The 19,452-nt window shown below is 55.9% G+C and carries 15 protein-coding genes; 9 read left to right on the top strand and 6 right to left on the bottom strand.

What is annotated here, in order from left to right; genetic code table 11:
• The first annotated feature begins 145 nt into the window (after nucleotides 1-145).
• Nucleotides 146-559 carry a hypothetical protein gene (locus AC0T7J_RS02100; RefSeq protein WP_473791832.1) on the top strand — a complete coding sequence of 138 codons (414 nt, stop codon included), beginning with the start codon at nucleotides 146-148 and terminating at the stop codon, nucleotides 557-559.
• A gap of 142 nt (nucleotides 560-701) precedes the next feature.
• On the opposite strand, the gene AC0T7J_RS02095 is transcribed toward AC0T7J_RS02100, so the two are convergent.
• Complete coding sequence (locus AC0T7J_RS02095; RefSeq protein ID WP_473791830.1) at nucleotides 702-2,093, bottom strand: basic amino acid/polyamine antiporter; 1,392 nt, start codon at nucleotides 2,091-2,093, stop codon at nucleotides 702-704.
• A gap of 206 nt (nucleotides 2,094-2,299) precedes the next feature.
• A complete protein-coding gene (gene ydgH / locus AC0T7J_RS02090; protein WP_473791828.1) occupies nucleotides 2,300-3,253 on the bottom strand; it encodes a DUF1471 family protein YdgH in 954 nt (317 codons plus the stop codon).
• A gap of 540 nt (nucleotides 3,254-3,793) precedes the next feature.
• Between ydgH and pntA the strand changes: the two genes are divergently transcribed.
• Both pntA and pntB read left to right on the top strand, forming a co-directional pair.
• Entirely contained in the window at nucleotides 3,794-5,326 is a 1,533-nt protein-coding gene (gene pntA / locus AC0T7J_RS02085) for a Re/Si-specific NAD(P)(+) transhydrogenase subunit alpha (protein WP_473791827.1), read from the top strand.
• 3 nt (nucleotides 5,327-5,329) lie between these two features.
• Nucleotides 5,330-6,718 carry a Re/Si-specific NAD(P)(+) transhydrogenase subunit beta gene (gene pntB, locus AC0T7J_RS02080; RefSeq protein ID WP_473791826.1) on the top strand — a complete coding sequence of 463 codons (1,389 nt, stop codon included), beginning with the start codon at nucleotides 5,330-5,332 and terminating at the stop codon, nucleotides 6,716-6,718.
• Nucleotides 6,719-6,761: 43 nt separating this feature from the next.
• Here the strand turns inward: pntB and uspE are convergent, their stop codons facing one another.
• Together uspE and AC0T7J_RS02070 are read right to left on the bottom strand one after the other, a co-directional pair.
• A complete protein-coding gene (gene uspE / locus AC0T7J_RS02075) occupies nucleotides 6,762-7,718 on the bottom strand; it encodes a universal stress protein UspE (RefSeq protein ID WP_473791824.1) in 957 nt (318 codons plus the stop codon).
• A gap of 117 nt (nucleotides 7,719-7,835) precedes the next feature.
• Entirely contained in the window at nucleotides 7,836-8,588 is a 753-nt protein-coding gene (locus tag AC0T7J_RS02070) for an FNR family transcription factor (RefSeq protein ID WP_010244686.1), read from the bottom strand.
• A 317-nt stretch (nucleotides 8,589-8,905) separates the two neighbouring features.
• Here AC0T7J_RS02070 and smrA point away from each other — a divergent pair, with 317 nt between their 5' ends.
• On the top strand, nucleotides 8,906-9,472 hold the full coding sequence (gene smrA, locus AC0T7J_RS02065; RefSeq protein ID WP_473791822.1) for a DNA endonuclease SmrA: 567 nt from the start codon (nucleotides 8,906-8,908) through the stop codon (nucleotides 9,470-9,472).
• On the opposite strand, the gene AC0T7J_RS02060 is transcribed toward smrA, so the two are convergent.
• Nucleotides 9,469-10,389 (bottom strand): LysR substrate-binding domain-containing protein, encoded by a 921-nt coding sequence (locus tag AC0T7J_RS02060; RefSeq protein WP_473791820.1) that lies wholly within the window; start codon nucleotides 10,387-10,389, stop codon nucleotides 9,469-9,471. The genes smrA and AC0T7J_RS02060 overlap by 4 nt on opposite strands.
• 322 nt (nucleotides 10,390-10,711) lie before the next feature.
• Here AC0T7J_RS02060 and AC0T7J_RS02055 point away from each other — a divergent pair, with 322 nt between their 5' ends.
• The 4 genes from AC0T7J_RS02055 (at nucleotide 10,712) to AC0T7J_RS02040 (ending at nucleotide 17,291) form a co-directional block, all read left to right on the top strand.
• A complete protein-coding gene (locus AC0T7J_RS02055) occupies nucleotides 10,712-12,046 on the top strand; it encodes an MFS transporter (RefSeq protein WP_010244695.1) in 1,335 nt (444 codons plus the stop codon).
• A 67-nt stretch (nucleotides 12,047-12,113) separates the two neighbouring features.
• Nucleotides 12,114-13,457 (top strand): 2-oxoadipate dioxygenase/decarboxylase HglS, encoded by a 1,344-nt coding sequence (gene hglS / locus AC0T7J_RS02050; protein WP_473791819.1) that lies wholly within the window; start codon nucleotides 12,114-12,116, stop codon nucleotides 13,455-13,457.
• A 431-nt stretch (nucleotides 13,458-13,888) separates the two neighbouring features.
• Nucleotides 13,889-15,409 (top strand): carboxylesterase/lipase family protein, encoded by a 1,521-nt coding sequence (locus AC0T7J_RS02045; RefSeq protein ID WP_473791817.1) that lies wholly within the window; start codon nucleotides 13,889-13,891, stop codon nucleotides 15,407-15,409.
• A 217-nt stretch (nucleotides 15,410-15,626) separates the two neighbouring features.
• Nucleotides 15,627-17,291, top strand: coding sequence for a methyl-accepting chemotaxis protein (locus tag AC0T7J_RS02040; protein ID WP_473791815.1), 1,665 nt, complete (start codon nucleotides 15,627-15,629; stop codon nucleotides 17,289-17,291).
• On the opposite strand, the gene AC0T7J_RS02035 is transcribed toward AC0T7J_RS02040, so the two are convergent.
• Nucleotides 17,249-18,130: a LysR substrate-binding domain-containing protein gene (locus AC0T7J_RS02035; protein WP_473791813.1), complete on the bottom strand. Its 882-nt coding sequence runs from the start codon at nucleotides 18,128-18,130 to the stop codon at nucleotides 17,249-17,251. The genes AC0T7J_RS02040 and AC0T7J_RS02035 overlap by 43 nt on opposite strands.
• 124 nt (nucleotides 18,131-18,254) lie before the next feature.
• On the opposite strand from AC0T7J_RS02035, the gene AC0T7J_RS02030 reads away from it, so the two are divergent.
• Complete coding sequence (locus AC0T7J_RS02030; RefSeq protein WP_473791810.1) at nucleotides 18,255-19,421, top strand: methionine aminotransferase; 1,167 nt, start codon at nucleotides 18,255-18,257, stop codon at nucleotides 19,419-19,421.
• Nucleotides 19,422-19,452 lie beyond the last annotated feature (31 nt).

The following is a 19,452-nucleotide window of genomic DNA, read 5'->3' as shown; positions in this document are numbered from 1 at the left end:
CATATCTTTTCCTGGTCCTGAGCTCTACGTTACCGCACGAAATATCCGTGGCTTGCTGGTATATAACCGGCAAAGTGTGCAATCATTAGCGCGGCCTTTTTGCGCCAGGTTTGGGATATTGATGATTACCATGAGGAGCGTTAGTGTGTCTGATAAAGAGCTGGCATCAGCCATATACCCCGACCGCATCTGCTTCAATTACAGTGACTTTCTTTCCGCTTCCTGCAAAAAGCGCTGGAGCTTCGTCGATGCTATTTATGGTGTGATGCCGATATTTGGCATGGTGACACGTAAATCGGCACACCGTTTACAGGGCAGTGACGACCCGTTAAAAGAATTAGCATTACAAATCATTTCTACTCAGGTCAGCGACGAAATTAACATTGCGCGCCTGATTACGCTTGCCGAACAACAGCAGATCAGTCGCTTTGATATTCAGCTTCCTTATCCGCTCTCAGCGGAGCAACTGGACGCGATCCATCATGAATATTCCAGGCCGCTGAATCTGACACAGCAGGATGACCTGCTGTGTGTTTCGATTCCGCTTCAGTCACACTGAAAGCCTCTCTCATCAGGCTAAGTGATTTGTCAGTCTGACCCCGGGCAGTGCTCACCATCCTCACATAGTATGTGTAAGACTGCTTGTTCCGTGCTGTCCGTGTCCGGACTTGCTGCAACCATTATGCCTGTTGGGCAAGACTCTATGTTGTCAGCTGCCATACGGCGGGCAGCGTTGCGGCAATCAGTAATCCCATTGCAATCCGCTCCAGCGAGGTCAGCGCAAACTCTGCGCGGCCGCCGCGTCGTGCAAACAGAAACAGCAGCAGGCCCGGTGTGTAGAGTACTACTGACATCATCAGGTGCAATGGCCCCGAGGCATAAAGCAGCCAGATGCCATACAGGCTGGCACCGATACCTGCTGCCATCGCCAGCGGCTTATGCTGTCCGCGGACTACTTTGATCAGATATAACCCCACCAGCAGATAGGGCACCAGAATCATCTCAGAGGCGATAGTCAGCAGGTTGTTGTAGTTCGCACCGGTCAGGGCAATCAGGATCAGGCAGAGCTGAATACTGCCGTTGGTCAGCCACAGTGAGGCGGCTGGCGCGTTATGGCGGTTTTGCCGGGCGATACTGCGTGGAAATGCCCCCTGTTGCGCGGCAATCAGCGGCACTTCAGCGGCCATAATTGTCCAGCTCAGATAGGCACCGCACACAGAGATAACCAGACCCACCGCAATCACCGCATCGCCCCAGTTGCCCATCAGCCGGGTCATCAGTCCCGCCATAGAAGGGTTACGCATCTCAGCCAGTTCAGCGCGCGGCGCCACGCCAAGCGACAGCAGGGTCACCAGCAGATAGACCAGCAGCGCTGCCAGTACGGCGAATAATGTAGCCCGGCCCACATCCTTTTTCTGACGCGCGCGTGCAGAGACCACAACCGCCCCCTCGACGCCGATAAAGACCCACAGGGTAATCAGCATGGTCTGCTTGACCTGCTCCCACAGTGGTTGTCCCAGCGTGACGCCGGAAAAGTCAAAGCGGAAGCGATCATAGTTGAACGCCATCACCGCCAGCACAATAAACAGCAGCAGCGGCACCAGCTTGCCCAGCGTCGCCATCAGATTAATGCTGGCAGCGGTCTGAACGCCGCGCAGCACCAGCCAGTGAACCAGCCACAACAGCACGGAGGCACCCAGCATCGCCTGCCAGGTGTTGCCCTCGCCAAAGATAATCCGGTCTGGCGTATCGGTGAAGAAGCTCAGGGCAGAGAAGACAATCACCAGATAGGATACGTTGGCGATCACGGCGCACAGCCAGTAGCCCCAGGCGGAGCAGAAGCCCATCAGCTCGCCGAAACCGGCACGGGCGTAGGTAAAGATACCGCCATCCAGGTCGGGTTTAAGGCGGGTCAGCAGCAGCATCGCCAGCGACAGAAAGATGATGCCGACGCCGGTAATCAGCCAGCCCAGCAGCAGCGCCGCCGGACCGGCCACTGCAGCCATATTTTGCGGCAGACTGAACACGCCTGCGCCCAGCATAGAGCTGAGCACCAGCGCCGTCAGTGCACCGAGACCTAATTTTTTCTCCAAAACAACCTTCCCGCTAGCATATATGGCTGGGTAAATCGGATTCTGTCACTGGGTTATGTCACAACAAAGGCACAATACAGTGACAATATCCGGTAAAACAGGCGGAGGATTTTACGGAGTGTGGCAGGGGATGGCAATGCGTGACTATGCAAAACAGCGCAGGAATTATGCAAACAGCAGGGCGGCAGGCGCCGCCCTGAGAGGGATTACTTAAACAGGTCAGCCGTGACGGTCAGGTTACCGCCACTCTGGTTCTGCCACTGGCGGGTGACGTGGTAGAACTTAGCACCTTTGTCCGCCGCACGCTTCGCCACTTCTTCTGAAATTTCCGTTGGCGTACCGAAGTGACCGGTGAAGGTTACGGTATCGAACGGCTGCATCTGAGCAGCAGTAATGGCATTCACTTCCTGCACCGATTTGCCGTTTGGCAGATTGACCGTGTAGCGCTTGCCGGTAGAGCTTTGCGTTTCGAAGAAACGGCCCACTTTGTTGCTTGGCGTTTCAGACGAGGCCACGCCTGGAATCTCTACGTTAGCCGCCGCAGCGCCACCGGTTGCCAGTGCGGCTTTACCCGCTTCGGAATCGGCAGGAATCGCATTCGGTGTCTGCACCGCGCGCTCTTTAGCATCCGCTTTATAGACATAGGCGGTGACATACTGATTGCCGCCGCTGTTGGCATCGATCTGGCGAACGATAAAGAAGGAGGCAGCGCCTTTCTGTTTTGCGGCTTTCGAAATTGCGTCGTTTACATCCGGCTGGCTGGCAAAGAAGCCGCTGACCGAAACGGTATCGAACGGTTCGAGTTTATACGCTTCTGCTTTTGGCAGTTCGTTTACGCCGTTGAAACGACGGTAAGTCGTTGACTCTGTGGCTGCCGGGGCATCGACTTTATAGAGGTCAGCCGTAACGCGCCAGTTACCGCTGTTGCCGTTGCTGTCGTTGATCGCCTGGATGTAATAAGAGGCAGCGCCCATTTGATCTGCACGCTTAGATACCGCATCGGCAGCATCGCCAATTGCGTTGAAACGGCCGGTGATATTAATACGTTCGAATGGCTTCAACGCGGCCGCTTTTTCTGGCGTAAGTTCCTGCGCAGCGAATGCGTTGGCTGCCAGCAGGGACAACAGAGTGGTCGCCAGAATAGTGTTCTTCAGCTTCATAAAAATAATCCTTCGCCTTACGCAAAAATGAGTACGAAAACGTGCTGGACTCTTGATGTATAACAGAATAGCCGCTGATTATTGCATGTTATAAACAGACTGTCGCAGCGATTTTTTGTGTCAGATCGCGTTATTCAACCATCATTTTTTCATTTGTTTGTCATCAAACGGAGTTATGGCCAGTTTTAGTGACTGTTACCACTAAAAATGGTAACTACTAACGATAAAACAGTTAATGCATTGTTAAATAAAGGTTTTTACTGTTGGTTAATTCGGTCTGGTACAATTATCTCTGGCAGATTATCTGCCTGTGAGACTATTTTGCAGTGGGATAACGCAGGTTTCTTAACAGAACACTGCATAATTGGGTGAATGTCATCACCCTGCGTAGTCGCTGTAGATCGCTCGTCACATTTTCAGTAGGTTATAAACACTTTGAAATACCTGCGTTTCGTCCAAAAACGGCTGAAACCGCGTTTCAGTCGGGCTCTTGTGGTGCAGGTTCGGGCCATCATCCTTTAACCGATGAAAGGAAACATTATGTTAATTGGAATACCCAAGGAAAGGTTGTCAAACGAGTCGCGCGTGGCCGCCACGCCTAAGACCGTGGAACAACTCATCAAGCTGGGTTTCAGCGTCACCCTTGAGCATGACGCCGGTAAACGCGCCAGCTTCGATGATGAAAGCTATATCGCAGCCGGTGCCACACTCAGCGACAGAGAGCAGGTCTGGCAGTCCGATATCGTGCTGAAGGTGAATGCGCCGGATGACGAAGAGATTGCACTGACGCGTGCGGGCAGCACGCTGGTCAGTTTTATCTGGCCCGCACAGAATCCCGACCTGCTGTCAAAGCTGGCCGCACGCCAGGTCACGGTAATGGCCATGGATTCAGTGCCGCGTATCTCACGGGCGCAGTCGCTGGATGCACTGAGCTCTATGGCGAACATTGCCGGTTATCGCGCCATTGTCGAAGCCGCCCATGAATTTGGTCGCTTCTTTACCGGTCAGATCACGGCAGCCGGTAAAGTACCACCGGCAAAGGTGATGGTAATTGGGGCCGGTGTTGCCGGGCTGGCCGCGATTGGCGCAGCGGGCAGCCTGGGCGCGATTGTCCGGGCGTTTGATACCCGTCCCGAAGTCAAAGAACAGGTGCAGAGTATGGGCGCCGAATTCCTTGAACTCGACTTTGAAGAGGAAGCGGGCAGCGGTGACGGCTATGCCAAAGTCATGTCCGAGGCTTTCATCAAAGCGGAGATGGCGCTGTTTGCCAGTCAGGCCAGAGACGTGGACATCATTGTCACCACGGCGCTGATCCCAGGCAAACCGGCGCCAAAACTGATCACCGAAGAGATGGTCGCCAGCATGAAGCCGGGCAGCGTCATTGTTGATCTGGCGGCGCAGACCGGCGGCAACTGTGCGCTGACCGTTGCTGACCAGGTTACTGTCACGCCGAATGGCGTGAAAATCATCGGTTACACCGATCTGCCCAGCCGTCTGGCGACACAATCCTCCCAGCTCTACGGCACCAATCTGGTCAATCTGATCAAGCTGCTGTGTAAAGAGAAAAATGGTGAAATCCAGGTCGATTTCGACGATGTGGTGGTGCGTGGCGTCACCGTGGTACGCGATGGCGAAGTGACCTGGCCGGCCCCGCCGATTCAGGTCTCCGCCGCGCCACAGGCTGCCACTGCCACCGCGAAACCGTCAGAAAAGATTGAGGCGAAGCCCGTTTCACCGTGGCGTAAATATCTGCTGATCGCTCTGGCTATTGTGCTGTTTGGCTGCCTGGCCAACGTGGCACCGGCCGACTTCCTCTCCCATTTTACCGTGTTCGCGCTCGCCTGCGTGGTGGGGTATTACGTGGTCTGGAACGTCAGTCATGCGCTGCATACACCACTGATGTCCGTAACCAATGCCATTTCCGGCATCATCGTTATCGGTGCGGTCTTGCAGATGGGCCACGGTGGCTGGGTCACCTTTATCTCCTTTATTGCCGTGCTGATTGCCAGCATCAATATCTTTGGTGGCTTCACCGTCACCCAGCGCATGCTGAAAATGTTTCGTAAGGGGTAACACATGTCTGGCGGATTAGTCACTGCAGCCTATATTGTGGCTGCGATTCTGTTCATCTGTAGCCTTGCTGGTCTTTCGCGTCATGAGACCTCTAAACGCGGTAATATTTTCGGTATCAGCGGTATGGCGATTGCGCTGATCGCCACCATATTTGGCCCGGACAGCGGTAATGTGGTCTGGATCCTGCTGGCGATGGTCATTGGCGGCGCTATCGGCATTCGTCTGGCGAAGAAAGTCGAAATGACGGAAATGCCGGAACTGGTGGCGATTCTGCACAGCTTTGTCGGCCTGGCCGCAGTGCTGGTGGGCATCAACAGCTATATCGACCATGCACCTGGCCTGCCAGCGGTGATGGAGAATATCCATCTCAGCGAAGTGTTTATCGGTATCTTTATCGGTGCGGTTACCTTCACTGGCTCGCTGGTGGCGTTTGGCAAACTGTGCGGCAAGATCGCCTCACGGCCGTTAGCGTTACCGCATCGTCACAAGCTGAATCTGCTGGCGCTGGTGGTCTCGTTCCTGTTGCTGCTGTGGTTTGTTAACACCAGCAGTACGGCTGAGCAGGTGTTTGCACTCTTGCTGATGACGGTGATTGCGCTGGCGTTTGGCTGGCATCTGGTCGCGTCAATCGGCGGCGCGGATATGCCGGTCGTGGTGTCGATGCTTAACTCCTATTCAGGCTGGGCCGCCGCCGCTGCCGGTTTCATGTTAAGCAACGATCTGCTGATTGTGACCGGTGCGCTGGTGGGGTCATCCGGTGCGATCCTCTCCTACATCATGTGCAAAGCGATGAACCGTTCGTTTATCAGCGTAATCGCAGGCGGCTTTGGTACCGAAACCAGCAGTGGCGATGAAACGCAGGAAGCGGGCGAGCATCGTGAGGTTACGGCTGAAGAGACCGCTGAGATGCTGAAGGCCTCCAGCTCGGTGATTATCACCCCAGGCTACGGCATGGCGGTGGCGCAGGCGCAATATCCGGTTGCGGAAATAACTGCCCGGTTACGTGCACTCGGCATCAAAGTGCGTTTCGGTATCCATCCGGTGGCGGGGCGTCTGCCGGGTCACATGAACGTGCTGCTGGCTGAGGCGAAAGTGCCTTATGACGTGGTGCTGGAGATGGACGAAATCAACGATGATTTCAGTGAGACCGACACGGTGCTGGTCATTGGCGCTAACGACACGGTCAACCCGGCGGCGCAGGATGATCCCCGCAGTCCGATTGCGGGCATGCCAGTGCTGGAAGTGTGGAAAGCGCACAACGTGGTCGTATTTAAGCGCTCAATGAATACCGGCTATGCCGGGGTACAGAATCCGCTGTTCTTCAAAGAGAATAGCCAGATGCTGTTTGGCGATGCCAAAGCCAGCGTGGAAGCGATTCTCAAAGCCCTGTAATAAAAAAGGGCGGCTAACCAGCCGCCCTTTTTCTCAGAAAAGATTAATCCTCTTCATCCTCTTCATCATCCAGGTCAATCGGCGAGGTGAAATCGTCAGGCTTAAGCGCCAGCAGATCACAACGCAGATGATCAATTACCTGTTCCGCCGTATTGCCGAGGAATGCCGCCGACAGTCCGGTGCGTCCAATCGTGCCCAGCACCACCACACCGGCGCCCAGATGCGCCGCCAGATCGGGGATGACCTCTTCCGGCAGGCCCTTCGCCACATGGGTGAACTCTTCACCAATCGAGAACTTCTGCCGCAGCGCTTTCATTGCCACCAGATGCTGACCACGGATGGCGTCGTTATAGACGCTGGGATCAAAATCGGGCAGTTCGATAGCAATATTGATTGGGGTAATCGGGTAGGCGCCGACCAGATGCACTTCGGTCTGATTCACCTTTTCCGCCAGGATCACCGTTTCACGAATCAGCTTCTGATTCAGGCCATCGTGATGCGGCTCTTCGCTGGCAAGATTGACCGCGACAATCGCTTTACCACCTTCCGGCCACGGCTGATCTTTGACCATCCAGACCGGACACGGGCATTTACGCAGCAGGTGCCAGTCAGTTGGCGTGAAAATCACTGACTCAAGGCGATCATGCTGATGCGCCATCTTCAGCACCAGGTCATGCTGATGGGCGAGCACTTCCTGAATAATGGCTTCATAGGGACGGTTGTGCCAGATGACTTTGATGTCAATTTCGACACCGGCATCAAGGTAAGCGCGGGCCTGCTCGCGGATCCATTCGGTACGCTGGCTGATCACGCCCTGGCGCATCGAGGCGCGTTCATCCGGCGAAAGCAGGGTGGTCATCTCATATGAGAAGTCATAGATAGGCAGGAAGGCTTTAATTCTTCCGCCAAGACGTTGATTCAGATAGACCGCACGTCGCAGCGCGGGCTGATCGTCTTGCTGGGCATCAATGGCGACCAGAACATTTTGGTACTGGGACATGAGGCGTTCTCCTTAAACCAGAGCGACTGGAATAAAGATAGCCTATGTTGCACAGCGGAAGAAGTGAAAAAGTTACTGCCGGATCAACAAAATAAGATTTATTGATCCGGCTGCGGATCAGGCAGCCTGATGGCTCTGACCGGCTAGCTCTTCCAGCAGGGCGTGATTTTCAATCGTGATGTACTTGCCTTTCACCGCCAGCATACCGGACTTCTGAAAACGACCCAGCAGGCGACTGATGGTTTCAACCGTCAGGCCCAGGTAATTACCGATGTCGCCACGCGTCATAGTGAGGCGGAATTCACGCTGTGAAAAGCCGCGCTGGCCGAAACGACGAGAGAGGTTCCAGATAAATGCCGCCAGGCGTTCTTCGGCATTTTTCTTCGACAGCAGCAGGATCATGTCCTGATCGCCTTTGATTTCACCGCTCATCAGACGCATCATCTGCTGACGCAGGGCCGGCATTTTGCCCGACAGATCATCCAGCGTTTCGAAAGGGATCTCACATACCATTGCTGTTTCCAGCGCCTGCGCAAAGCTAGGGTGGCTGGAGCCCATAATCGCGTCAAAACCGACTAAATCGCCCGCCAGATGGAAACCGGTGATCTGCTCATCACCCTGTTCGGTAATGGTGTAGCTTTTAATGGTGCCGGAGCGAATCGCATACAGAGACTTGAGTTCATCTCCTGCTTTGAAAAGCGTTTGCCCTTTCTGAATCGGTTTTTTACGCTCAATGATATTGTCGAGCTGATCCAGCTCATGTTCATTTAGCGTAAAGGGGATGCAGAGCTGACTGATGCTGCAATCCTGGCAGTGAATGGCACAACCGCCCGACTGAATACGACGAATGCTGCGTTTTTCAGGGATCATAATGGTTTGCTCGACGATTATTGACTGGGGTCAATTTTAACATTTTTTGTGCTGAAGGGAACTCATCCGAGCAGTTTTACACCTACAAAGATTATGGACGATGCACACAACGACAAACGCTGATGTGACGGGCTTCTCAGAATCCCGACAGGGTCGACTGTCACGAAAAGTTTCCGCTTATGTGATCTGTCACACGCTTCTGAGCGGGTAGTGACATTCGTAAAAGTGGGGCAGGCCGGTGATTCCAGCTTTTGCTACGCTAACAGGTAAAGCGTGATTTGCACATTCCATCAATTTTAACCAGGTGTGAGAAAACCATGAACCTTGATGATAATGATCTCTTTCGGGATGCCATGGGCGATGTCACGCCGTTAAAAGACACCACCACAACCTTGTGGCTCAAAGCTCCCTCGACCAAAGCGCCACGAAAACCGCCAGGTGAATCGGAGCAGGAGAATTTTCTGACCCGGGGCGACCTGGAGATCGTTCCTCTTAATACTCCGCTGGAATACAAAGCCGACGGCATTCAGCAGGGGATTCTGGATAAACTGCGCAGAGGTGAGTATAAGCTGGATGCCAGTCTGAACCTGTTGCGGCAACCGGTCGAAACCTGCCGTCAGGCGCTCTTTAACTTTATGATGCAGGCGCACAAGCAGGGATTGCGCAATCTGCTGATCATTCACGGAAAAGGTCGTGATGATGAATCGCATGCCAACATTGTGCGCAGCTATCTGGCGCGCTGGCTACAGCAGTTTGATGACGTACAGACCTTTTGCGTGGCCCAGACCCGGCATGGTGGGGCCGGGGCGCTGTATGTCGGATTGCGCAAAACCGATAAAGCACGCCTTGAAAACCGCGAGCGACATGCAAAACGCAGTCGCTAACTGTGAAACTTACGGATGGTGGACATCAACACCTCGGCACTCAGGCTCAGTTCTGCGCCGGTGCGGGTAATGATGCCTACCGGTTCACCCGGCCCGGAAGAGGCGATCGGCAGTGCACAAACGGCATTGTGGCTCAGATCCTCTTTAATCGCCCCGGAAGGGACAAACCAGATATAGTCGTAGCGAAGCGCCAGCTGGCGCGCCAGTGACGTTGATGAGGTCTCAATGCAGTGAGGCGGAAGGGTGCAGCCCTGTTCATCCAGCATCTGCTGGGCAATCCGGCGCGGTGCCGTGCCCTCGGGTGAAATCACGACCGGCCACTGCATCGCACGCGAAAGGGTGACGTTGTCACTTAGTAGCGGGTGTTCCGGCCTGACGACCAGCTTAAGTGATTCCAGAAACAGCAATTCATAGGTCAGCCCGGCCATCATAACGCTGTCTGCCATCCGGCCAATGCCGATATCGAACTCACCGCCGCGCAGGCCCGCCAGCAGCACGTTATTGTGAAGCGTCGCCACCTGAATGGTGGTGTTAGGTTGCAACTGATGAAAACGATCCAGAATGCGTGGCAGCATCCCCATCGCGGCAGTGGTTAATGCCCCCAGCCGGATAATCACCGGCGCATCCCCCGGCTGCTCATTAAAACTCTGTCCGGCATGGTTCAGCGCGTCGAGCACCCGCACCGCATGGGTCAGAAACTGCTCTCCCATGGTGGTCAGTTGCGCGCCCAGCCGGCCACGTTCAAACAGACGCACGCCAGTAAGCTCCTCCAGCTCATTCAGGGTCTTGGAGAGGGCAGGCTGACTGAGGCTAAGCGTCTCTGCCGCCCGGCCCAGTGTGCCTTGCTGCGCAACGGCAACGAAGGTATGTAGATGGCGCAAGCGAATGCGCTGATTGAAAAGGATATTTTTTTCCATATCCTAAACTTAATGAGAATGACCGGGGTCAGGCAACTGTTTAAAATGAATTTTGTTAACTTTGCTGCAAATTTATTTTAACAAACACCTCGAAATGACCGCTTTACCCTTTAACTCTCTGATAAAAAAGCGCTCAGCCTGGAATGCCACTGAAATACGCCATCCTCTGTCTACGGTATATCAATAGCTTACCGCCTTAAAGTTGAATAATTCTCACTATCATATAAAAATCTGACCGCTTAAGGTTAACGATCGGCTATCATTAGCGCCGTTTTTTTTACTTAAACTGATGTCAGAGTTCGTTACTCCAGAGGAGTGTCCATTGACCAGCGTCGAGGCGGTAGATGTCCGCCAGCTTATCAACCAGCAGGGGCTGAGCCACTGGCAAAAGCGGCTCATTGCGCTCTGTTTTATCGTGGTGGCACTCGATGGCATGGACATTGCGATCATGGGCTTTATTGCGCCGACGCTGAAAGCCGCGTGGGGCGTGAGTAATCATCAGCTCGGGGTTGTCATCAGCGCAGCGTTAATCGGCCTGGCGCTGGGTGCCATGGTGGCTGGGCCGCTGGCGGATCGCTATGGTCGTCGCATGATGATTATCCTCAGCGTCTTCTTTTTCGGTCTCTGGACGCTGGCAACGGCGCTGTCACAGAACATTGAGCAGATGATGCTGTTCCGTTTCCTGACCGGGCTTGGACTGGGTGCGGCGATGCCCAACGTTGGCACGCTGGTGGCGGAATATGCACCTGAGCGGCGACGGGCTTTTATCATCACGGTGGTGTTCTGCGGCTTTACCTTTGGTGCCGCCAGCGGGGGATTTGCTGCCTCCTGGCTGCTACCGCGCTATGACTGGCACTCCGTGCTGCTGCTGGGCGGCATTCTGCCGCTGCTGGTGTTGCCATTACTGATCCGCGGCCTGCCGGAGTCGGTGCGATTTCTTATCAGCCGTGGCGCACCGGCTGCCCGCATTCACGCCATCCTCGACCGGATGATGCCGGGCAAAACCGCGCCCGACTGTGCGTTTCACGCGCCTGAGGCCACCGTGCCAGTGAGCGGCGCGATAGGCACCGTACTTTCACGCCGCTACCTGTTTGGCAGTACCATGCTGTGGGGCGGCTACTTTATGGGACTGTTCATGGTTTACCTGATTGGCAGCTGGCTGCCGTCGCTGGTCAACACCCTGGGCATGTCTGTGACCGAAGCGGCGATTATCACCGCGATGTATCAGGCGGGCGGGACGCTGGGCTCCCTGTTTGCGGGCTGGATGATGGATCGCTTCAACGCCAATCTGGCGCTGGCCGCGATTTACGGCTGTGGCGGGCTGTTTATTGTGGCACTCGGCTTTTCACCTGCGGAAGTGGGCATGATGAGTGCGATCGCCTTTTGCAGTGGCTTCTGTTTCAACGGGGCCAATACCGGTATGAATGCCTTATCCGCCAGCTATTATCCTACCCACGCACGCGCTACCGGTTCCAGCTGGATGCATGGAGTGGGCCGCATCGGCGCGATTTTAAGCGCCTTCGTTGGCGCAGAGATGATGTCCCTTGGATGGTCTTTCAGCGTTATCTTTCTGCTACTGGCAATACCGGCTGTGATCACCACCCTGATGCTGCTGTTAAAAAACCGCTACGGCTTTAAGCCGATCACAGATTCGTGATTTTTTCCGCTGAGGCCAGCGCGTTGCATTACATTAGCAGCAACGCTAACGGTGTCAGGTGGATAAGATGGACAACTTTCTCAGTGCGGATCTCATCCGCACCCGTTTCTCTCAGGCGATGTCAGCTATGTATCAGCAGGAAGTGCCGCAATATGGCACGCTGATGCAGCTGGTGGCGACCGTCAACGACCGCGCGCTGGAAGCGGATATCGCGCTGAAAGATCGTCTCACCGCAGCCGATGAGATCGGCCGACTCAACCTGGAACGTCACGGTGCAATTCGAGTGGGCACGGCAGACGAATTAGCCACACTGCGGCAGCTGTTTGCGGTGATGGGAATGCACCCGGTTGGCTATTACGATCTTTCTCAGGCTGGTGTGCCGGTACACTCCACGGCGTTCCGGCCGGTCACCGATGCGGCGCTGCGACGCAATCCCTTCCGGGTCTTTACCTCGCTGTTACGCCCGGAACTGATCGACGACCACGCGCTGCGTGAAAAGGCGGCGGAGATTCTTGCCGCGCGCGACATTTTCACTCCCCGTTGCCGGGCGCTGTTGGAACTGCATCAGCAGCAGGGCGGATTGACCGACGAGCAGGCCACTGAGTTTGTTACCGAAGCACTGGAAACCTTCCGCTGGCACGCTCACAGCAGCGTTGACAGTCAGACCTATCAGGCGCTGAACCAGCAGCATCGGCTGATCGCTGACGTGGTCTGCTTCCCCGGCTGTCACATCAACCATCTCACGCCGCGCACGCTGGATATCGACCGCGTACAGCAACTGATGCCGTCGCGCGGTATCGATCCGAAAACCCTGATCGAGGGACCGCCGCGTCGTCAGGTGCCCATCCTGTTACGTCAGACCAGCTTTAAAGCGCTGGAAGAGCCGATCATTTTTCAGGATGGGCATCAGGGAACCCATACTGCACGCTTCGGCGAAATTGAGCAGCGCGGCGTGGCGCTGACGCCCCAGGGCCGTGCGCTTTATGATCGGCTGCTCAGCGAGGCGGGCAGCGGGCAGGATAATCATCAGCATCAGCAACATCTGGCGGCGATTTTCCGTGACTTCCCCGACGACGAAACCACGCTGCGCCAGCAGAGTCTGGCCTGGTTCCATTATCGTCTGAGTGAAAAGGGTGTTGCGACGCCGCCGGCTCAGGGTGAATCGCTGGAGACCCTCATCGAAGAAGGCCGTGTGCTGGCAGACCCCATCATCTATGAAGATTTTCTGCCCGTCAGCGCGGCGGGCATTTTTCAGTCCAACCTCGGCGATCGGGCGCAGGTTCGTTCGGCGGGACAGGCGAGCCGCCAGGCATTTGAAGCCGCGCTGGGCGCTGTCGTTCTGGATGAGATGGCGTTATACGAAGAGCGCCAGCAGCGCTCGCTGGCGCAGTGCGGCTTGCGGCCAGACTGAGGCCTCTGCGGGCAACAGGCGCGTTGCCCGCGACCTTTTCTCTGCACCGCCCCTGCTAAGGCCAGTGGACCTGAAGTAGGGCAATGCGCGTAATGTGCTGACAGGACTGGGGAAAAACAACGCTTTACCGTTCAGCGCAGGTTTACCCGCGTGAATATCTTAATCTATTAGCAGACTGACTGATTAACAGTAGCAAAACCGCAGGTGATAACAGAGCAACGACGCGCCACTCCGGCGCTGGCAGCGCCATTGACCTACTGCGAAAAGATAAACAACGTTGAATCATAACCGTAACTGTCTCTCTGAACCTGTTGATGAGCATGTTCACGCCTGCCCCTCACGCTTCGGCATATTCTGCAAATCCCTTCCGTACCTGGACAATGCTGGCGGGCCTGCAAATAATGGAGGAACGTTTGAACAGGGAAACAGGAATGAAAAACGAAACAGGTCTGAGGATCATGACTGCTGAGGGGGAGTTGCGTGGATGCATGGACGATGACCTTTTCGTATTCAAAGGCATACCTTATGCGGCGGCACCGCTTGGTGCATTGCGCTGGCGTCCGCCACAGCCGGTTACGCCCTGGCATCAGGTGCGCGACGCCACCGCGTTTGGGGCTTCCGGCTGGCAAAATCGCACCTACTGCCAGGCCGTAGGCGGTGGCGATCCGGGTGAGTTCAGTGAAGATTGCCTCTACCTTAATGTCTGGACGCCCGAGGTCGCGCCCGTGAAACCCCTGCCGGTGATGGTCTGGTTGCACGGTGGTGGCTACACCATAGGTGCTGGCGGGCTGGCACCGTACAACGGCAAGCCGATGGCTTCACGCGGCGCGGTGGTGGTGACGCTTAACTACCGGCTCGGCCATCTCGGGTTCTTCTCTCATCCGGCTCTGGATGCTGAATATCCTGTTGCCAGCACGGTGAACAATTTTGGCCTGCTGGATCAGATTGCCGCACTGCAATGGGTGCAGCGCAACATTCCTGCCTTTGGCGGCGACCGCCGCAATGTGACACTTTTCGGTGAATCCTCAGGCGCACGCAGTGTGCTGTCACTCTGCTGTTCGCCGCTGGCCGAAGGGCTGTTTCATAAAGGGATTGTGCAGAGCGCCTACAGCCTGCCTGACACGCCGCTGAAAAAAGCGCGTCAGCAGGGTATGGCGGTGGCACGCCATTTCGGTCTGCCGCCCGATGCCAGCGCGGATGACCTGCGTGCACTGCCTGCCGATGCCTTCTGGTCACTGGAAGGGCCGCTGGCGATCCCGCCGGTGCCGATTGCGGGTGATGCAGTCCTGCCTGAGCCGATGCTGAAAACCTTTATAGCTGCTAAACAGCACCGTCTGCCGCTAATGGCGGGCAGCAACAGCGATGAAGCCAGCGTGCTGGAATATTTTGGCGTGGATGCCACCGCGGTGTTGCATCAGTTGCGCGATAAAAATCGTCTCACTTACCGGACGCTGAAATGGATGTATGACATTCATGACGATCAGCGGCTTGGACGTGCTGTGGCGCGCGATATGGCATTCAGCCTGGTGCCGTGGCTGGTGATGCGGGCACAGCACAATGCCGGAATGCCAGGCTGGCGCTACTGGTTTGATTATGTTTCTGAACATGCCCGTGACCTCTATCCGCACGGTACCTGGCACGGCAACGAAGTGCCTTATGTGCTGAATACGCTGAGCCAGATGCCGGATCCCAACGAGGACCGGCCCTTCAGCGAGGCCGATCGGGCATTTGCGGCGCGTGTCAGCGAGTACTGGTTTACCTTTGCCCGTGATGCAACCGAATACAAGCATCAGCTGGAGGGTGAAGTCGTGTGGCCAGCCTGGCATCCAGGCTCGGACGTGACAATGTCACTTGGCGATAATCGAAAGAGCGGGCTGGTTTTGAAGCGTAACTTTATGCGCGCACGTATGCGGCTTTTCCGGCTATTAATGACCCGCATGGTCAGGCTTTAAGTGGTGGGCCTTGGTTAGCGTGCTAACCATTAAATTATGCGAATGGAATTACTCTGCTTTTTAAAGCTTAACCTGCTGAATAAAGAGGGTTTAATCTGAAATTTGCCTTAGGGACGCTGTAAAATATTAGGTAACAAAACAGTTACATCTTCACAATTACATGCCGATAAATCTCCTATGCCCGACGCTTGCGGGTCAACGTGTATAGGATTTTGGTATGGGAATGCTCAAAAATTTTACCATTCGCGCAGTGATGCTCTCTATTCTGGGACTGTTTTGTTTACTCTGGAGCGGCGTCGGCCTGTATAGCATTCACTCTCTTGGCGCGCTCAGCGAAGGGAATGATGTGGACCGTCATCTGGTTGAGCAAATGACGGTGCTAAGCAAAGGCAACGATCAATATTTTCGTGTCATCACGCGTTTATCCCGCGTGATGGAAAGCAAAGCTGCGGGTCAGACGCTGAACGATGAGGCTTATGCACCGGTGCAGCAGGCGCTGGACAGCATGACTCAGCAACTGACGCGCTTTAAACAGCTGGCACCCGGCCCGATGAACCCGGATGTGGTGGATGGGGTGATTCAGAACTGGCAAAAGCTGCTGGATGAGGGTGTGACGCCACAATTGCAGCTGGCCCGTCAGGCGTCGCCTGATGCTTATCGTCAGCAGGCAAATAACGTTACACCTCCACTCAGTCGTGCCTTTGGCGTCAGCGCAGAGAAATTCAGCCAGGGTGCAGCTGAAAAGCTCGATGAAACCCGGGTGGAAGTGGATCACCTCACCGCGATGACCAAAACGATCATTACCGTCACGGTAATTATCGGGCTGTTTATTCTGCTGTTTACCGACCGCTATCTGGTGGCGATGCTGGTGCGTCCGCTGGAGACTATTCGTACCCACTTCGCGGTGATTGCTACGGGCGATCTCAGCCAGCCGGTATCCGATTTCGGCCGTAACTGCGTCGGTAAACTGGTGCCGCTGCTGAGCGCCATGCAGGATAGCCTGCGTGAAGCGGTCAGCGCCATTCGCAGTGGCACCGAGAATATCTCGCGCGGTGCCGCAGAGATTTCTGCCGGTAACAACGACCTCTCTTCACGTACTGAAGAGCAGGCCGCTGCGCTGGAACAGACTGCGGCCAGCATGGAGCAGTTGACGGCCACGGTAAAATTCAACGCCGATAATGCCCGCCAGGCCAGCCTGCTGGCAGAAACCGCCACCACTACGGCACAACGTGGCGGTCAGCTGGTCAGCGAAGTCGTCAGCACTATGGATGGCATCTCCGGCAGCTCGAAGAAAATCGCTGAAATCACTAACGTGATCAACGGCATCGCGTTCCAGACCAATATTCTGGCGCTGAACGCCGCCGTCGAAGCGGCACGTGCCGGCGAACAGGGTCGGGGTTTTGCGGTCGTTGCCTCGGAAGTGCGTAACCTTGCACAGCGCAGCGCCAACGCCGCGAAAGAGATTGCGACGCTGATTGAAGATTCGGTTCAGCGTGTAGGTAAAGGCGCCGAGCTGGTCAGCACCACCGGCGGCACCATGAACAATATTCTGAAATCGGTGCAGGATGTTGATGCAATCATGAAACAGATCGCCTCCGCCTCGGAAGAGCAGAGCAAAGGCATCTCTCAGGTCGGTGCCGCGGTGACTGAAATGGACAGCGTGACCCAGCAGAACGCCTCACTGGTTGAGGAGGTCTCTGCCGCGGCGAGCGCGCTGGCGCTGCAGACGGAAGCGCTGCAGGCTTCAGTGTCGAAGTTCCGTCTCTCCAGCAACAGCCAGATCGCACCGGTCATCAGCAGTAAACCGACCGCGCCAAAAGCCCCTGTGCTGAGTGCGGCTCAGGCTAAACCGGCGGATAACGGCGACTGGGTTACTTTCTGATCCCTGCACAGCCACGCCACCAGTTCCGCCAGGAACGGTGGCGCATCCTGCGCGGGCCGTTGCAGTAAACTGTAAACGGCACCGGTTTTTACCTCGCCAGCGAACGGCTTAATCAGCCTGCCGCTGGCAATATCACTCTCCACCAGATTGCTGTCGGCAATCGCCACGCCAAACCCCTGAATCGCTGCACTGATCGCTAAGTCCATAGTGGCAAAATGCTGGTTCCGCTTCATGCTCAGCGTCACCTGCTGCGCCTGCAGCCAGCACTGCCAGTCACGCGTATCCGCCGTGGGATGCAAAAAGGTCATTGCGGCCAGTGCCGCCAGCGAGTTCGGGCGGGGTTGATCACCCGCCATCACCGGCGTCAGCGACTCGCTGAAGAGGCAGATCCCCGCATGATGCGGCTTGCCATAGACAATCGCCGCATCAAAGTTCTCAAGCTGCGCGGCATGATCCGTCGTCGTCGTCAGGGCCACATGCAGTTCAGGTCGCTGCTGCTCCAGCGCCATCAGCCGGGGTACCAGCCAGCGCATCGCACAGGTTGGCGCCTTCAGACGAATGCTGACCTGACTGCGGCGGACTTTCTCGCTGGCCTGAACCATCAGCTCAAAACCCTGCTGTAAGTCGGGCAGCAGCGTGGCGCCCTGTGGGGTCAGGCGCAGACCGCGCGCGTGGCGGTCAAACAGCGTCACGCCCAGCCACTGCTCCAGGGCGGCAATCTTACGACTGACAGCGCCCTGCGTCAGGCACAGCTCGCGGGCAGCGTGGGTCAGGTTGAGATGTCGGGCGGTCACCAGAAAGGCGTGAATGGCATTAAGCGGCAGCGATAAGCGTGACACGGTGAACCTCAGCTATGCATTTTTTTCATGGCTATTATGACGACATTTCGCTTGCCGACTCAAGTCACAGCCCGTTGAATAGCGATTTACCGCATCAGATCGGTATGCCCCTGACGGAGAGAGTATGTCCCTGAAAACGCCTGTCGCTATCCACTCAAAATTGCCGGACGTCGGCACCACTATTTTCAGCGTGATTGGCCAGCTATCGGCGCAGCATCGGGCGATTAACCTGTCGCAGGGCGCGCCCAGTTTCCCCTGTGATCCGGCGCTGATCGATTCAGTCAGCCGCGCGATGCAGGAAGGACATAATCAGTATGCCGCCATGATGGGCTTGCCCGCCTTACGCGACGCGCTTGCCAGCAAAGTGCAGGCGCTCTATGGACAACACTATGATGCCGCCAGTGAAGTGCTGATTACCGGCAGCGCCAGCCAGGGGCTCTATATGGCGATCACCGCGCTGGTTCATCAGGGCGATGAGGTGATCTTCTTTGAACCAGCGTTTGACAGCTACGCGCCGGTGGTGCGGTTGCAGGGCGGTAAACCGATTGGCCTGAAGTTGCAGGTGCCGTCGTTTGCTATTGACTGGGATCAGTTGCGGGCAGCGATTACGCCGCGCACCCGAATGATCATTATTAATACGCCGCACAACCCCAGCGCGCAGGTGCTGACCCCCGACGACCTGAATCAGCTGGCAGCCTTACTCCGCAACACGGATATCGTGGTGCTCTCCGATGAGGTTTACGAGCATATTCTGTTTGATGGCCGCCCCCATAGTGGGATGGCGACGCATCCTGAGCTGGCAGCCCGCAGCGTCATTGTCTCTTCGTTTGGCAAAACCTTCCACGTCACCGGCTGGCGGGTAGGCTACTGTCTGGCACCGGCAGAGCTGATGACCGAGCTGGTGAAAGTGCATCAGTTTATGATGTACGCCGCCGATACGCCGATGCAGGTCGGTTTTGCACACTATCTGCAGACGCCAGAGAACTATCTGTCGCTCAGCGCTTTTTATCAGCAGAAGCGCGATCGGCTGATCGCCCTGATGCAGAACTCCCCGTTCCGGCTGCTGCCGAGCGCTGGTTCGTTCTTTATGCTCGCCAGCTATGGACATTTCAGTGACGAACCGGACAGTGAAATGGTAAAACGTCTTATCGTCGATCACGGTGTGGCGACCATACCGCTGTCGGCGTTTTATATGGATGGCACAGATAACAAACTGATTCGGCTCTCTTTTGCCAAAGACGAGGCGACACTTGAGGCTGGCGCGGCTGCGCTATGTGCTTTTTCTCACTGATTCACGCCACCGCGTGAGGCAGCTCGGGGAA

The organism is Pantoea sp. E956-1 (genome assembly GCF_982223955.1).
The sequence above is the reverse complement of the archived record's forward strand: the minus strand, read 5'-3'. Positions and strand labels throughout refer to the sequence as shown.